The following is a 15,661-nucleotide window of genomic DNA, read 5'->3' on the forward strand; positions in this document are numbered from 1 at the left end:
GATGGGGAAGGGAAGTGCTTTTCCCACTTGATACAGTCACTTGCCTGCGATGTTCAGCCCGCCAAAGCGGATCAGCGGCGCGTAGAAGCCCTTGCCATCGTTGTGATGCAGGGTGTCACCGACCGCTTCCAGCTCCCCGAGCAGGTGGTAGAAGTTGCCCGCGACCGTGATGCCGCGCACCGGCTGGACGCGTACACCGTCCCGGCACAGGAATCCTGACGCGCCGAAGGAGAAGTCGCCGCTCACCGCATCGGCACCCGAATGAAGGCCGTCGAGCTTGACCAGCTCCAGATAGTCGCCGCTCTGCACCTCGCCCTCGCTGTGAGGACCTGTGCCAAACACCAGGTGGCGGGCGGTTACATCCAGCGCGCTGCGGGCACTGCGGGCCGCCGAGCCATTGCTCGCCACCCCGAAGTGGCGGGCGGTGGCGCTATTGTGGAGCAGGGTTTTCAGCTCCCCCTCGCCAATCAGCAGCAGATCCGAAGTGGCTGCCCCCTCGCCATCGAACGCCTTGATGTTCATGCCGCCGGGCATATAGGCCCGGCTCTCCAGAGTGAGCCAGCGTGACGCCACGCTTTGCCCCACCTTGCTGCGCCAGGGGTTGATCCCCTGCTGGGCCCACTTGCCCGACAGCGCCCCCTGGAAGCAGCCAAACAGGCTGGCAAAGCAGTTGGTGCTGAAGAGAACGCTGTAGCGACCGCTCGGTACCGCTTCACCGGGCAGCAGGCCATCGGCCACGGCGTAGATCTGCTCGATAAGGGTCTGGCTATCCAGCTCGTCGAAACGGCGGCCATACTGCCCTTGCGAGTGCATCGACTGGCGGCCATCCCGCTCCACCAGCGCCGAGGTATAGCAGCCGACGCTGAATTCACTGTGCTGGCAAAGACTGCCCAGGCTGTTGGCGAGCCAGAGGCGGTTCTCCCCCTCGAAGAAGCTGTTGTAGGGGGCACCGGTCACATCGGGTTGTGCCAGCATGTCTGCCTCGAGGCGCAGGGCCAGGGCTATCTTCTCCTCCACCGCCGTGGTGTCGGGCTGGTGGATCTCGGCGCAGTCGGTGGTGATCCGGCTGCCCGCCACCGAGATGCGCTGATCAGCGTCCACCTTGGCGAAGCGGCTGGCATCGAGCGCATCCTGCAGCATGGCATCCAGCGCCAGCTCATCGAGGGATTCCGAGTAGGCGATGCCGACCCGGCCCTCCTTGATCAGGCGAATACCGAGCTGCTGGCTGCTGGTGACCTTGTATTCACCAAGCTCCCCCTTGTCGGCCTTGAGGGAGAAGGCTTTCTCCTGATTGGCGATGACGTCCGCCTCGGCGCCCAGATCGGCGACCTTGTCCAGCAGGCGGGTGAGCAGGTTGTTCATATCGAGTGTGCTCATCAGGCGTTCCCTCCCACCAGGATATTGTCAACTTTCAAGGCGGGTTGGCCGACAGACGTGGGCACAGAGCCTGAGACGGAGCCGCACATGCCGGCGGCCAGCGCCAGATTGCGCCCCACCATGGAGATCTCCTTGAGCACCTGGGGGCCAGTGCCAATCAGGGTCGCCGATTTGAGGGGCCGAGTTATCTTGCCGTGCTCGATGAGATAGGCCTCCTGCACGTTGAAGTTGAACTCGCCTGTGCCCGGCTGCACCGAGCCGCCTCCCATCTTCTTGGCGTAGATGCCATGCTCGACGGTGGCCAGCATCTCCTCCAGGCTGTGGTTGCCCGGCTCTATGAAGGTGTTGCGCATGCGCGAGGTGGGGGCGAACTTGTAGGACTCGCGCCTTCCCGAGCCGGTGCGGGCATGGCCTGTCTTGATGGCGCCCATTCTGTCCACCAGGAAGCCGGTGAGCACGCCATCCTTGATGAGCTGGGTGTGCTGGGTTGCCATCCCTTCGTCATCGACGTTGATGGAGCCCCAGGCGTTGCTCTGCAAGCCCTCGTCCACGGCGCTGACAGCTGGATTGGCGATGAGCTGGCCCATCTTGTCGTGGAATACCGAGGCCTTCTTGGCTACCGAGGTGGTCTCCAGCAGGTGGCCGCAGGCCTCGTGGAAGATGACGCCGCCAAAGCCGCTCTCCATGATGACCGGCAAGGTGCCACTCGGGCAGGGGGCTGCCCCCAGCTTCACCAGCGCCTGCCGAGTGGCTGTGAGAGCCAACTCCCGCGGATCTATGCGATCAGCATGCTCCCAGCCCATCAGGGCACCGGGGGCCTCGTAGCCCACGCTCTGCTCGCCGCCTTCCACCGCTATGGTCTGGGCCATGATGCGGTTGTAGTGGCGGCGATCTGCCACCTGGAGCCCTTCGCTGTTGAAGATCTCCACCTCCTGCTCCCAGCCCAGCACATTGCCGGAGAACTGGCTCACCTTGCTGCTCTCGGCGCGGGCCACGGCATCCATGGCGTGCAGGTAGGCGATCTTCTGCTCCAGCTGCTTGTCGGCCGAGAGCGGCAGGGCCACCGGATTGCGGTCTGTGATGGGGGTGAAATCGAAGGCGGTGGCGGTGACCATGGGGTCGCGCCTGTCCTTGGCCGCCAAGAGGCTGACAATGCGCAGCAGCTCCTCGCGGCTGGCCAGATTGGTGTAGCCGTAGAGCACCTTGTGGCCGTAGCACAGGCGCACGCCTATGCCGAAATCGAGGCCACCGCTGATGTTCTCTATCTGGCTGGAGAGCAGGCTGAGCTGGCTGCGGCGCTTGCGCTCCACAAACAGTTCGGCGAAGTCGGCACCCAGCGCCAGGGCGTGATCGAGCACGTCGCGGGCGATGGCGGGGGCCAACAGAGAGAATGAGGTCATAGAATATCCTTTTCTGGTCTGTTTCCTGTTTGCTTCCGACACCCGTTCTGATTGTGTTATGGGGTGTCGATTGCATTGTTGCAGACCAGCACAAAAAAGTCGCTATAGCGTCATGCGATGATACCGATTGAGAAAATCGGTGCGATTTATGCGCCCGGCAGCCAGTGTGGCTGGCTGCCGGCAGGGGAAATCAACGCCGTCTGTTGAGCTCCATCAAGGGTCTCTCAACTCACTGTTCGATGGGGGACCTGGTCTGGTCGTTGATGCTGACTGGCGCCGCCAAGCGGGCAACCCCCACCGCCGGGCTCACAACAGCTCGTGGATCTCGCTGAGGATCTGATCGACCCACTGCTCGATGCGGGATTCGGTCTGGTCGTACTGGTTGGCGTCGTCGAGAGCCAGGCCGACGACAAGATGATGGCCATCGTCGTTCCGTATCCAAGAGATCATCGAACATGCAAGCTACCTGGATCAGAGCAGCTCGTTGATCTCGCTGAGGATTTGATCGACCCACTGCTCGATGCGGGATTCGGTCTGATCGTACTGGTTGGCGTCATCGAGGGCCAGACCGACGAAGTGACGGCCATCGTCGATCAGCGCCTTGGAGGCATCGAACTCGTACCCCTCGTTGGGCCAGTAGCCCACCAGCCTGACCCCCTTGGGCACCAGCTGATCGTGCAACAGGCCGAGGGCATCCTGATACCACTCGCCATACCCCAGCTGATCGCCCATGCCGAACAGGGCGATGATGCGCCCTTCCAGAGGCACATCCTTGATGTCCTCCCAGCGGGATTCCCAGTCCTCCTGCAGCTCGCCGAAGTCCCAGGTGGAGATGCCGAGGATCAGGATGTCGTACTCCTGCATGCGGGCCAGGGGCACGTCCTTGATGTTGTGGAGATCAACCAGCTCGGGGCCAATGAGGGCGCGGATCTTCTCGGCGGCCATCTCGGTGTAGCAGGTGGTGGAGCCGTAAAACAAACCTATCTTCATCGCTCTTCTCTTGATCGCAGTAGGCAAGGGGGGTCGGGCAACCATGGGGTCGGACCGCCCGAGTGAGGGCGCCAGTTTAGCAGATTGCCCCTCGCGCTTCACCGCCTGGTACGCCCGGAGGGGAGCGCAAGCCCCTGATGTGCGCGCCGGCCGGGCAGGCTACAATGGGCCACCGTTTACCCAAGACCAAGACCCCATGACCAAGCCTGCCCCTGCCGTGCACAACCATCCCCTGATCGAGCCCTTCCTCGATGCCCTCTGGCTGGAGCGGGGGCTGTCCGACAATACGGTCAGCTCCTATCGCACGGATCTGGAAAAGTTTGCCCTCTGGCTCGATGGGCAGGGCGGCTCCCTGCTGCTGGCGGGAATGGACGACATCCAGCACTATCTCGCCTGGCGGGTGGACAACCAGTTCGCGGCGAGCAGCACGGCCCGCTTTCTGTCGGCTCTGCGCCGCTTCTATCAGTATCTCAATCGGGAAAAATTGCGCAGCGACGACCCGACCGTGCTGCTGGAGGGGCCCAAGCTGCCCAAGAAGCTACCCTCGGATCTCAGCGAGGCCGAGGTGGATGCGTTGCTCACGGCGCCGCTGGTGGACGATCCGCTGGAGCTGCGGGACAAGGCGATGCTCGAGCTGCTCTATGCCACCGGACTGCGGGTCTCCGAACTGGTGGGGCTCACCGCCGAGCATGTCAGCCTGCGCCAGGGGTTGGTGCGGGTGGTGGGCAAGGGCAACAAGGAGCGGCTGGTGCCGATGGGGGAGGAGGCGGTCCACTGGCTGGAGCGCTACTACCGGGAGGCGCGCACCCTGCTGCTGGGGGGCACCAGCTCGGACGTGGTCTTCCCCTCCAAGCAGGCCAGGATGATGACCCGCCAGACCTTCTGGCATCGCATCAAGCTCTATGCCCAGCGGGCGGGGATCAGGGGGGAGCTCTCTCCCCACACCCTGCGCCATGCCTTTGCCACCCATCTGCTCAACCACGGCGCCGATCTGCGGGTGGTGCAGATGCTGCTGGGGCATGCGGATCTCTCCACCACCCAGATCTACACCCACGTGGCCAACGAGCGGCTCAAGGCGTTGCACGGCGAGCACCATCCCCGGGCCTGAGTCCGTGAGGCGGTCTCTTTGACCCAGTATCCCCGCGCCCGGGCAAAGAAAGGGGGCGATGGTTCAACCGTCGCCCCCTGAATAGCCCAGTTTCCTGGCCTGTTTCACAACATCATCATTCCAGCGTTTGGATGGTGACCTCCACTTCTGCCTTGACCTCGTTGAGCTCGTCGTCCTTCAGGGTAACCACCAGAGGCTCAGGGTTGATCGCCTGCAGGTCGATGTTGCCAAGATCGGCGAGGCCGGGTTCGAGCTCCAGCACGAAGGCGCAATCATAGTGGCCGTCTGGCAGTATGGTCCCGCCCGTGGTGCAGAAGGCGAAGGGCCCGAAGCCGCCCTCATGGGTACTCACCCCGGGCTCATCGTAGAGGGTAAAGCTGCCCGGGATTCCGTTCCCATCCGCCACATCGATCCCCTTGAAGGTCAGGGCGGTGACGGTCAGGGTGTCTACTCCGTTGTTGCTGATGCGGACAAAGCCGGCGGCCTTGAGGGCAAAGAGCTTGCTGATGTCAGGTTTCTCATCGGTGAACATCACGGTGGCGTCATCGCTGTCGGTCACGGTCTGATTGTCCTCATCCTTGCCACTGATGGTCGCCGTGTTGGTGTGACTCTCACCAGCATTGCCCTGCAGATCCTTGGAGAGGGTGCAACTGGCCGACTCACCCGGGTTCAGCATGAAGCCGGACAGTGCCACGGCGGGCACGAGCGTGACGCCGTTCTTCTTGCTTACCTGGCACAGGCTGGTCAGATTGCCGAACACGTCATCATCCAGGTCATTGAAGGTGACCTTGTCCACGCCGCCGGCATCGACGGAGAAGGTGAAGGTATAGGCCACCGAGCGTTTCTCGTCGGAGTCACCCGTTTCGAGCACACTGATGGGCACGGCATCCTTTTGCAGCGTGATGGTCGATGCCACGTCATTGATGTTGACGGTGGCGCTGTCATCTCCCGTTGCCTCATCCCCCTCGTTGTCCAGGGCCTTGGCGGTCACCTTGTTGGTGTGTACATCGCCAGCGTTGCCACCGACAAACTCGGTGAAGCTGCATTCGAAAGGTGAGCCCTTGAACAGGGCCACGCCGCTGCCCAGATCGCAGGTGCCCTGCCCGTCCAGATCGCCGAACTTGTCGTCCACCAGGCTGGTCAGGGTGAGCGGGTCGTCGTGATCGCCCGCGGTATTGGTGACCCTGACGGTGTAGGTCACATTGGCCCCCGGCTCCAGCACCTCGTCAACGGAGGGGGTCTTCTCAACCGCGATGGCCGGCGGGAGATTGGTGATCTCGACCATCTTGGCCGCGCTGCAGTTGTTGCCTGCAGACTGGAAGCCGGTCGGGCAGGTGCTGCCGTCGCCGACCGTGCCGCCGTTCTTGTCCTTGAACAGGGCCACTATGTTGTCGACGTACTTCTCGGGACTCTGATCGTTGGGCAGATCGCGATCCTTGATATGCAAGGTGAATTCGCAGCTGTAGGTGGCGCTGGGCAATACCTCCTTCGTTGTCGAGCCTGCAGCGGGTTTCGCACAGGTGCTGCTGAGCAGATAGATGCCGTCCGCCGTTCCGACGCTTTCGGTGGCGCCCCAGAGATCCACGCTCTTGTCGTAGGAGCCATCTCCGCCCACGTCGATCTCATCCTTCAGGCTGGCGATATACAGAGAGGCGGCACTCGAGTTGGTAAAGCTCAGGTTGTAGGTGAACACGCCACCCGGCTCGGGCAGGTTGGTCGGCTCGACCGTCTTGGTGATGGTGGGTGGCTCAGGTCTGATGAACACGTTGATGGCGAAGCTGTCACAGTTGCACTTGGACTTGGTGGCGGGCACGGCGCCGGGAGGCACTGTGCTCTCGCTGCAACTCAGGCTCTTCTGGATGTCCCAGGCCGCGCAATAGGTGAACAGGGCCTTGTTGGGATCCGTGGGGCTGGGCTGACAGAGCATGGTGATGGGCTGGTTGAGGAGCGTGTACTGGTCGGTACCGTTGGCCTTGGTGATGTCGCCGCAAGTATCCAGGAAGTCCGTGGCTTTCAGTTTCGGCTCCAGATTCACATAGGCAACCTGGCCATTCTCCCCGGCGTCGCTCGCCTTGGGCAGTACCAGGCTGCAGTTTCTTGCCCCTCCTTGTACCACCTGCGGGCTCTGGGACGTTCTCGGCAGGTAGAAGGTGGTGTCATAACGCTCGCTGGCGTTGGTCTTGATGGTCACGTCTGCATTGAAGGTGAACACCTGGCCGTTGGTGCACTCCTGGTTCGGATTAACCGGCACTACTTTGGAGACCTCGATGTCCTTGGCCGTGCAGTTGAGGCTGCCGCCCGCGAGTGAGCCACCCTTGGCAATATAGGCGTCTGCCATACAGGCCTCTTGTTGCAGGCCCGGAAAGATGCCGGCCCAGGCCGGGGTGAGGCTGAGCCCCCCCAGCATGACGATCCCGAAAGGGACCGTCAGGGATTTGAGCAGGCGATTGCGCTGACTTGGTTTCATAGCATTTCCCTCTTCCTGTCTTGTGGTTCTTGGTTCCATGTCACTCGGCTGCGACTGCCTGAACCGAGTGATGTCCCAGGCCCGGACGTGACCACGCAGAGGGCCGATCTCCTGCAAACGAGACTGGGGATCGGGCACAGCTCTGTGGGGTGGGCATCGATAGACAGCACCCCTGCAGCAAGGAACGCACCAAATAGATAAGTGTTTGAATAGAAAGAGATTAATGAGTTTTTTCAGCATTGTTTACGAGCGTATGTCCATCAAGTTGTAACGATGACATGGGGTCGTCAGCGGGGGTGAGATGATAGATGTATGATAAATAAAGATTTTTTAATTATTCCCTCTGTTACAGCGATGGAACAGAGGTGTACCGAATGCGGTTCCGTCAGCCGTTGCGATTGCGGGATGTCATGAGGAGCGTGGGCGAGTCGCCAAGGCGGCTCGGGTGACTGCAAGCAGGATGGCGCCCTTTGGACATGGCAGCCGGGAGCCCGAGTGTCGGGTTCCCGGCCTCTGTATCAAGGCTGAGACAACCCCATCCCCTTGACTGCCCTGCATCGGCTCCTGTCGAGGGGGCTGGCGTGTTGCATGTGTGGTGCCGAGGTGGGAGGAGAGCGGTACAAAGTCAGGATGAATGTGGAGGGGAAGCCAGGGGAGTGCTTTCTGGCTAAAAAGCGAGGGAGGCACAGGCCTCCCTCTTGCTACTGGTTTCTTGCTGGCATGCGCGCTGGCGACGTCCAGGGGATCCGTGCGCTTATTTGCCCTGCTGGGACTTGAGCAGGTCGCGGATCTCGGTCAACAGCTCCTGATCCTTGGTGGGGCCGGCCGGGGTGGCGGCCTCTTCCTGCTTCTTCTTGAGGGTGTTGATGGCTTTTAGCCCCATGAAGATGGCGAAGGAGATGATCAGGAAGTCGATGATGGTCTGGATGAACTTGCCGTAGGCGATGACCACGGCCGGGATGTCGCCTTCGGCAGCCTTCAGGGTGACGGCGAGATCGCTGAAATCCACCCCCCCCAGGATCAGGCCGATGGGCGGCATGATGACGTCGCCCACGAAGGAGGAGACTATCTTGCCGAAGGCGGCACCTATGATGATACCGACCGCCATGTCGATGACATTGCCGCGGGCGGCAAAGGCCTTGAACTCTTGAATCAGACTCATTTTTCCCCCTAAAAATGGACGGCGTGAGGTCGGGCCCCACGTCGAATCTGGATAATAAAACATCAGTAAAACAGAGGGATGACCATGATCTATCCCGTCGTCCTGATTAGCTTGCGGGGCTCAAGCCCGATTGGCAACCTGTATGAATGAGAAATTTTTACATTCGGTGTTATTAACTCATCGATAACTAAGCAGCGTAATGCGATCAGAGAGCAGCTGTGCATGCTGTGGATAGATGGTGGGGTTATCCTGGGCTCAGGATGCTTGTGATGCTTGGTCGGCGCCATGAAAAGGGCCATGGTCTGCACCATGGCCCTTGTGGTTTAACCCTGATCAAACCCTGTTACTGCCCTGGAGTGGGGCAATCTGGGCAAGTCGGACAGAGCGGGCAGGTAGCCGTTGCCATGTCTGTCGCGGTGCCAAAGCCCAGGGGCGCAGTCCCTGTGGCCGTGACCGTGTCGCTGAAGGAGATGGAGCCCGGGTTTTCCGACCCTGCACTACTTGGCGTGTAGGAGCCAGAATAGTCCTTGCAGTCCGCCGCGTTAAGCGTGCCGATGTTGTGCACATTGCCGCTGGGGTCGTCGGTGACGGTCACGCCGCTCAGGTTCAGCGGCGGTATGAGGCCCACCCCTGTGGTGTTGCAGACCTGGCCGCTGTAGTCGACCCTGATCACCAGCTGGCTACCCTCATCGATGACCTTGGTGCTACAGGTCTTGGTGACGCTGATCCCGGGTTCTCGTTGGACCGTGGGGCAGGCTGCCGTGGCGGATGCGGTGATCGTCTGCAGCCCGCCATCGCTGGAGGCGGCCTTGACACTGACACCGTTGGTCGGCCCGTTACCGGCGGCGCCAAAGCTGCCGTTGTAATCTTCCATTCCCCCTTTGGGTATGGAATCGAAGCTCGCGACGATGAAGTCATCGCTGGTGTCTGCCGGGGTGCCGTTATCGTCGGTGACGACGACGTCATAGATGGTGCCAAAGCCTCCGTTGGTGACGACGCCCTCGAAGCTGAAGGTGAAGCCGGTCTCGGTCTCGTTGAGGTCACCGCCGGTACAGACCTTGGTGATCTCGACCTTGCACAGTTCGAAGTTGTCCAGCACGAAGTCCTTCAATGCGGCCGTGAAGGAGCTGGAGGAGCGGGTCTCGGCCATGAAGCTGCTGAAGCAGCCGTCACTGCCGCCGACGATCTGGCTAAGGTTGATCCCACCCTCGAAGAAGCTCTCGAAGGGGAAGGTACCCTGAGTACCGCTCTTGGGGGTGTAATCGCTCCACAGGCCGCCGACACCGTTCGCGAGGGTGCTGGCGGGCACGGGGACGTTACCCGTGTTGGTCAGGGCACAGGCGAGGTTGGCACCGCCCTGGCTGGCACAGACGACGTCGTTGGCACCCGAACCTTGCAGCTTGAGTCGCAGATTGGAGGCGGCACATTGTCCCGGCTGCGGGTTGTTGTTGGCCGCCTTGCTGCAGGTCGGATCCCAGGTCACCACGGCCAGGTAGGGAACCGCGTTGTTTGCCTGCGGGAAGTTCATGAGCACCAGGGTATCCCCCGCGGTGTGCTTGCCGCTGAACTTGCCGTTGGGCAGGGCGGTGACCTTCTGTTTGAAGAACCAGAACCCCATGAAGGCGTCGCCTACATTGGAGATCCTGTCGGCGCCGAAGTAGAGCAACAGGTCGTTATTTTCGTTGTATGCGGCGGCATAGGCGTGGGTCAGGTCATCCTTGTCGGGCACCGAACCATCGCTCCAGCTCCATTTATCGATATCCAGTATGTCTTTATCCCCCCCGCCAAAGATGCTCCTTGGGGCGGTGTCCTGGATGATGCCGGTGAACTTGGTGGCCCCTCCGGTGTCGGGTGGGGTATCCCAGTCATCACTCATGACTGCACCTGTGTCGATGTTGTCCTGCGGGTTGGCATCCAGCTCGAACGGTGACTCCGCCGTGGCGGCCAGTACCGGCGCACAGAGCGCCAGCAGCAAGGTCAGGGCCGTGAGACCGTGCTGCCAACAGCGTGGCCAGAGAGGTATTGCTCGGGTATCCATGTTGCATTCCTTCTGCTTGTTGTTGTCCATGTCGTCCGGTTCTACTTGCACAGCCGGAGGCGCTGCATGAATGCAGACTTCGTTCCATATGGATAAAGCATTGAAAATGAATGAAAAAATATTTTTGTCGATGAGATGGGATGACGGCGTTGTTAACCGAAGGAGACAGAGATTGATGAATTATCGGTGTCTGAGCAGGCTTCCCATTGAAGGGGGGCTTTTTGGCACTGTTCCCGAGGCGAAACAAAGGGGGTATACCAGTTGCCTTGCTGGACTGGCAAAGCAACGCCATTATGTTGTTAAGATATTGTTTTAATTTATTTTGTTGTCTTTTTGGGGCCTGTTCGAGTTCGTTTTTATCCTTGTTTCAGAAGTGGCACATGTAGGCCATCTATCCAATACTTTGCACATTGTTTGGCCGCAGAGCTGTGGAGTGTTGTTGATGGAGATTCGTACACTACTGTGTGTCAACACGAGCGAGGTGTGGCGCCCTCCGTCACATGCATCTTCACTGGGGTGGCGTTTTTGTTCGGCCTCATCGCCTCAGGAAGCTTTCAGCTACTACGCACAACAGGCGCCCAGAGTCGGTCTGGTGCTGTTGAGCGAAGATGCCGCCGAGGCGGTGGAGATCCTGTTTCGTCAGACATGCAGCACCATGATCTGGGTCGCCCTCGCTCCCCCTCATCTGCTGGCCCTGCCCAGGGTGCAAGAGCTGCTCCTGAACTACTGTTTCGACTATCACAGCCTGCCGGTAGAGGATGATCGTCTGCTCGCCGTGCTGGGGCATGCGTTTGGCATCGCCTGCTTGAGGAGGGGGGCTCATCGCCCCTGCGATCGTGGCAAGGAGGAGGGGGGAATTATCGGTACCAGCCCCGTCATGCGGCAGATGATGAATCGGGTCGAGCGACTGGCGAAGGCTGATTCGTCGGTGATATTGCAAGGGGAGAGCGGCACGGGCAAAGAGCTGGTTGCCCGGCTGATCCATCGGCACTCCCAGCGGGCGGATGGCCCCTTCGTTGCCGTCAACTGCGGCGCCATTCCACCCACCTTGATCCAGTCAGAACTGTTTGGCCATGAAAAGGGCGCTTTCACCGATGCCTGGCGCCGTCACATTGGCTGTGTGGAGCGGGCCCATCACGGTGTCCTGTTTCTCGATGAGATAGGGGATCTCCCGTTGCCGATGCAGGTCAATCTGCTGAGATTCTTGCAGGAACGCACCATAGTGAGAGTCGGTGGCGTTGAGCCTATCGAGGTGGATATCCGGGTGATAGCCGCGACAAACAGGGTGCTGGATCAGGAGATGGCGCAGGGCAATTTTCGTTCCGATCTCTTCTACCGTCTCTGTGTGCTGGACTTGGCACTGCCTCCCCTGCGTGAACGGGGGGAGGATATCATCTTGCTTGCCCAGTATTTCCTGAACAAGCTGGGTAATACCTTGAATCCCAAGGTGAATGGTTTCACTGCCAGCGCCATGCACCAGATGATGAAGTATCACTGGCCTGGCAATGTGCGGGAGCTCAAGAACCGGTTGGAGCGAGCGCTGGTCCTGTGTGAAGGGTGCCGCATCGATCACCAGGATCTGGGGCTGGCGTTGCCGCTGGTAGAGGGTGCCATTCGACCTCTAAATCTGGTCAGGGCCGAGGCGGAATGCGAGGCCGTGCGCCGGGCTTTGGTGCTCTGTGGCAACAATGTGACCGAGGCCGCCCGGCATCTCGGGATCTCCAGGCTCACCCTCTACCGGGTGCTGGAGCGTTCTGCACCTCCTCCTCCTCCCGAGGCCCTGATTTCCTAGCGTCTCTCCCAAGCTGACCTGCCGCTGTTCTCTGCTCGCCTGAGGCGTGTATCATACCGCCTTGCCATCGGCTCACCGTATTAGAAGACAGGATTGACACCATGCCCCTGCAAATCCGTCGTCGTCCCCGAGTGGATGACGCTCACCTGCCAGATACCCTGCACCCCCTGCTTCGCCAAATCTTCGCCAGCCGTGGGGTGGAGGATCCCGCCCTGCTCGAGCGCAGCGCCAGTCAGCTGCTGCCGCCCCAGCGCCTGTTCGGCATGGAGCAGGCGGTGCCCCTGCTGGCGGATGCCCTGACGGCGCAGCAGCGCATCCTCATCGTCGGCGACTTCGACTGCGACGGCGCCACCAGCTCGGCCCTGTGCGTGTTGGCCCTGCGGGCCATGGGGGGTCATCACATCGATTTTCTGGTGCCCAACCGCTTCGAGTTCGGCTATGGCCTCACCCCGGAGATCGTCGAGTTGGCGGTGGCCCGCGGCGCCGAGTTCCTCATCACGGTGGACAACGGCATCTCCAGCATTGCCGGGGTGGCGGCGGCCAAGGCGGCCGGGATGCGGGTACTGGTTACCGATCACCACTTGCCAGGCCAGGAGCTGCCTGATGCCGATGCGATAGTGAACCCCAACCAGCATGGTTGCGACTTCCCCTCCAAGTCCCTGGCCGGGGTGGGGGTGGCCTTCTATCTGATGGCGGCCCTCAACACTCACCTGCGCCAGAGCGGCTGGTACGAGCGCCAGGGCATTCGCGCCCCCAATGTGGCGGATTATCTGGATCTGGTGGCCCTCGGCACCGTGGCCGACGTGGTGGCGCTGGATGGCAACAACCGCATCCTGGTGCATCAGGGGCTGCAGCGGATCCGGGCCGGTCGCTGCCGTCCCGGCATCCAGGCGCTGGTGGACGTATCGGGCCGCGACGGTCGCCGGCTGTGTGCCGCCGATCTCGGCTTTGCACTGGGGCCGCGCCTCAACGCGGTGGGCCGGCTCGATGACATGTCCCTCGGGGTCGCCTGTCTGCTGAGCGATGATCTCAATCTGGCGCGCCAGCTCGCTTCCGAAATGGACAGCCTCAATCAGGAGCGCAAGGAGATCGAACAGGGGATGCAGCAGGAGGCCCTCGCCACCCTGGAACAGATCCGTTTTCGCGATGGTGAAGTCCCCTCCGGCATCGTGCTGCACAAAGACGAGTGGCATCAGGGGGTAGTGGGGCTGGTGGCCTCCAAGGTGAAGGAGAAGTACTACAGACCCGTGATTGCCTTTGCCGAGAGCAGCGACACCGAGCTCAAGGGCTCGGGTCGCTCCATTCCCGGGGTACACCTGCGCGATGCCCTCGAGTTGCTCGACACCCGCCATCCGGGCCTGATGGGCAAGTTTGGTGGCCACGCCATGGCGGCGGGGTTGACCCTGCCCAAGGCCAATATCGAGGCCTTCGGTCGGGCCTTCGAGACGGTCATCAGCGAGCTGGTGACGCCTGAGCTGCTTACCGGGGTGCTGCTCACCGATGGCGAGCTGCTGCCCGATGAACTGACTCTGGAGTTGGCGGAGCTTATTCGCGCCTCCGGCCCCTGGGGTCAGGCCTTCCCCGAGCCGCTGTTCGACGGCGAGTTTGTGCTGGTGCAGCAGCGGCTGGTGGGGGAGAAACACCTCAAGATGATGCTGACCACTGATTCGGGCCATGCGGTGGATGCCATCGCCTTCGGGGTGGATCTCAAGCGCTGGCCGGACGCCTCGGTGAAGCGGGTGCGGCTGGTCTACCGGCTCGACGTCAACGAGTGGCGCGGCAACCGCAGCGTCCAACTGCTGGTGGAGCATCTGGAAGCCGCTGGTCTCTGAGCCGGCGGCGACTCCGCCCTGTCGATGACAACGGCCACCCTGGGGTGGCCGTTTTTGTTGCAAGAGCGGCTATGCCCTAACTGAATGGGGCTCAGGGGGCGAGGAAGGGAGTCAGTTCCTAGCTGTTTTCATTGAGGTGTAAAATGCTTATTTTGTGGATAAAACAGGTCTATTTGTATTGAATTTAGCTAGCTAACGGATGCCAAAATTCAATAAAAAGAGCAATCGTGATATATTAACCCTCGCCTAGCCCCTGGCTTTTTCAAGGAGTCTGTGCCCTTGCCACCCCCTGGCCGACAATTGCGCTGGCCGATGGCGTTCGCCGTCGCCTGCCTGCTGTGGCTTGCCGCTTCTGTCGCGGCAGGGCTCGGTGCGCCCGTGCTGTCGCCCCAGGGGACATCGACATCCTCGATGCAACTGCACGAGCCCCCTGCGCCGGGGTTGGCCGACAGCGTCAGTCTGCCGCCCGCCACCCAGTGGCGGCTCAGCTTCGAGCAGGGGCGACGGCTGGAAGGGGCCAGGGGCCCGGATCTCTACCAGATGCTGCTGGCCTGGTTCCAGCACGAGATCCTCGGTCTGCTCTGCGGCCTGCTGTTCTTCCTGCCCCTCATCTATCTCAGACAGTGGCCGGGTTGCTTGGGTCATCTGCACCAGCGGCAACTGCTCTGCCATCACCTGCAATTTCGCTTCTGCCACGGCGACTAGTGTCTTTCCCCTCGCCGGGCGCACGCCTTCTCTGTCACTGATCCCTTTTTGTTGATCCACCGATCCCAGTCGTCTGCGATCGCGCCCGTGCTGACTGTCATCCCGTTCCTGCCGCTGGCCCCTGGTCAGAGGCGAACATTCTCTTTGCACAATCAAGTGGTGAGCCGGATTCATGGACTATTACGTCAATTTGTTTATTCAGTCGATCTTTGTGGAAAACCTGGCCCTGGCCTTCTTTCTCGGCATGTGTACCTTCCTCGCGGTGTCGAAGAACATCAACACCGCCTTCGGTCTTGGCATGACGGTGCTGGTGGTCATGGTGATCGCCATTCCCCTCAACAACCTGATCTACCGCCATATCCTGCGCCCTGACAGCACCTTCCTCGGGGAGTTTGACCTGAGCTTTCTCGATTTCATCATCTACATAGGCGTACTGGCGGCCCTGGTGCAGGTGATGGAGATGGTGCTGGACAAGCATTTCCCGGCGCTCCATCAGGCCCTGGGGATCTACCTGCCGCTGCTGACGGTGCACTGCGCCATCTTCGGCGGCGTGATGTTCATGGCCCAGCGGGACTACGACTTCATCGAATCCCTGGTCTATGGGGCGGGGTCGGGGCTCGGCTGGCTGCTGGCCATCGTCGCCATCGCCGGCCTGCGCCAGAAGATGAAATACTCGGATGTGCCGGAGGGGCTGCGCGGCATCGGTATCACCTTTATAGTGGCGGGGCTGATGTCGCTGGGCTTCATGTCGTTTTCCGGGATCTCGCTGTGAGCGCCGGTTCACCATAGC

Annotated in this window: 11 protein-coding genes and 1 pseudogene; 5 read left to right on the top strand and 7 right to left on the bottom strand. The window is 61.1% G+C overall.

Translation table 11 applies throughout. From position 1 onward, the window contains the following. Window positions 1-36: 36 nt before the first annotated feature. The 4 genes and pseudogenes from ACB039_RS06050 to fldB form a co-directional block, all read right to left on the bottom strand. Window positions 37-1,377, bottom strand: a complete 1,341-nt coding sequence (locus tag ACB039_RS06050; RefSeq protein ID WP_371165294.1) for a TldD/PmbA family protein — start codon at window positions 1,375-1,377, stop codon at window positions 37-39. Next, window positions 1,377-2,777: a TldD/PmbA family protein gene (locus ACB039_RS06055; RefSeq protein ID WP_371165295.1), complete on the bottom strand. Its 1,401-nt coding sequence runs from the start codon at window positions 2,775-2,777 to the stop codon at window positions 1,377-1,379. The genes ACB039_RS06050 and ACB039_RS06055 overlap by 1 nt, the downstream gene beginning before the upstream one ends. Window positions 2,778-3,083: 306 nt before the next feature. After that, window positions 3,084-3,185 (bottom strand): annotated as a pseudogene (locus tag ACB039_RS06060) (flavodoxin FldB); the annotation flags it as partial. 63 nt (window positions 3,186-3,248) lie between these two features. Further along, window positions 3,249-3,767: a flavodoxin FldB gene (gene fldB / locus ACB039_RS06065; RefSeq protein ID WP_371165296.1), complete on the bottom strand. Its 519-nt coding sequence runs from the start codon at window positions 3,765-3,767 to the stop codon at window positions 3,249-3,251. A 196-nt stretch (window positions 3,768-3,963) separates the two neighbouring features. On the opposite strand from fldB, the gene xerD reads away from it, so the two are divergent. Beyond that, a complete protein-coding gene (gene xerD, locus ACB039_RS06070; RefSeq protein ID WP_005326672.1) occupies window positions 3,964-4,875 on the top strand; it encodes a site-specific tyrosine recombinase XerD in 912 nt (303 codons plus the stop codon). 115 nt (window positions 4,876-4,990) lie between these two features. On the opposite strand, the gene ACB039_RS06075 is transcribed toward xerD, so the two are convergent. From ACB039_RS06075 to ACB039_RS06085, 3 genes are all read right to left on the bottom strand, one after another. Continuing rightward, on the bottom strand, window positions 4,991-7,342 hold the full coding sequence (locus tag ACB039_RS06075; protein WP_371165297.1) for a hypothetical protein: 2,352 nt from the start codon (window positions 7,340-7,342) through the stop codon (window positions 4,991-4,993). A gap of 754 nt (window positions 7,343-8,096) precedes the next feature. Then, complete coding sequence (gene mscL / locus ACB039_RS06080) at window positions 8,097-8,504, bottom strand: large-conductance mechanosensitive channel protein MscL (RefSeq protein ID WP_005329794.1); 408 nt, start codon at window positions 8,502-8,504, stop codon at window positions 8,097-8,099. A gap of 343 nt (window positions 8,505-8,847) precedes the next feature. Beyond that, a complete protein-coding gene (locus ACB039_RS06085; RefSeq protein ID WP_371165298.1) occupies window positions 8,848-10,542 on the bottom strand; it encodes a hypothetical protein in 1,695 nt (564 codons plus the stop codon). A gap of 442 nt (window positions 10,543-10,984) precedes the next feature. Here ACB039_RS06085 and ACB039_RS06090 point away from each other — a divergent pair, with 442 nt between their 5' ends. The 4 genes from ACB039_RS06090 to nqrE all read left to right on the top strand — a co-directional run bounded on the left by ACB039_RS06090 (window position 10,985) and on the right by nqrE (window position 15,643). Then, window positions 10,985-12,334 carry a sigma-54 dependent transcriptional regulator gene (locus tag ACB039_RS06090; protein WP_081805640.1) on the top strand — a complete coding sequence of 450 codons (1,350 nt, stop codon included), beginning with the start codon at window positions 10,985-10,987 and terminating at the stop codon, window positions 12,332-12,334. Between the two features lie 101 nt (window positions 12,335-12,435). Further along, window positions 12,436-14,166 carry a single-stranded-DNA-specific exonuclease RecJ gene (gene recJ / locus ACB039_RS06095; protein ID WP_371165299.1) on the top strand — a complete coding sequence of 577 codons (1,731 nt, stop codon included), beginning with the start codon at window positions 12,436-12,438 and terminating at the stop codon, window positions 14,164-14,166. A gap of 273 nt (window positions 14,167-14,439) precedes the next feature. Next, window positions 14,440-14,871 carry a hypothetical protein gene (locus ACB039_RS06100; protein WP_371165300.1) on the top strand — a complete coding sequence of 144 codons (432 nt, stop codon included), beginning with the start codon at window positions 14,440-14,442 and terminating at the stop codon, window positions 14,869-14,871. A 172-nt stretch (window positions 14,872-15,043) separates the two neighbouring features. Next, entirely contained in the window at window positions 15,044-15,643 is a 600-nt protein-coding gene (nqrE, locus tag ACB039_RS06105) for an NADH:ubiquinone reductase (Na(+)-transporting) subunit E (protein ID WP_371165301.1), read from the top strand. Window positions 15,644-15,661: the final 18 nt, after the last annotated feature.

Origin of the sequence: Aeromonas sp. S2(2024), assembly GCF_041402505.1 — a bacterium.
Lineage (GTDB): Bacteria > Pseudomonadota > Gammaproteobacteria > Enterobacterales > Aeromonadaceae > Aeromonas > Aeromonas media.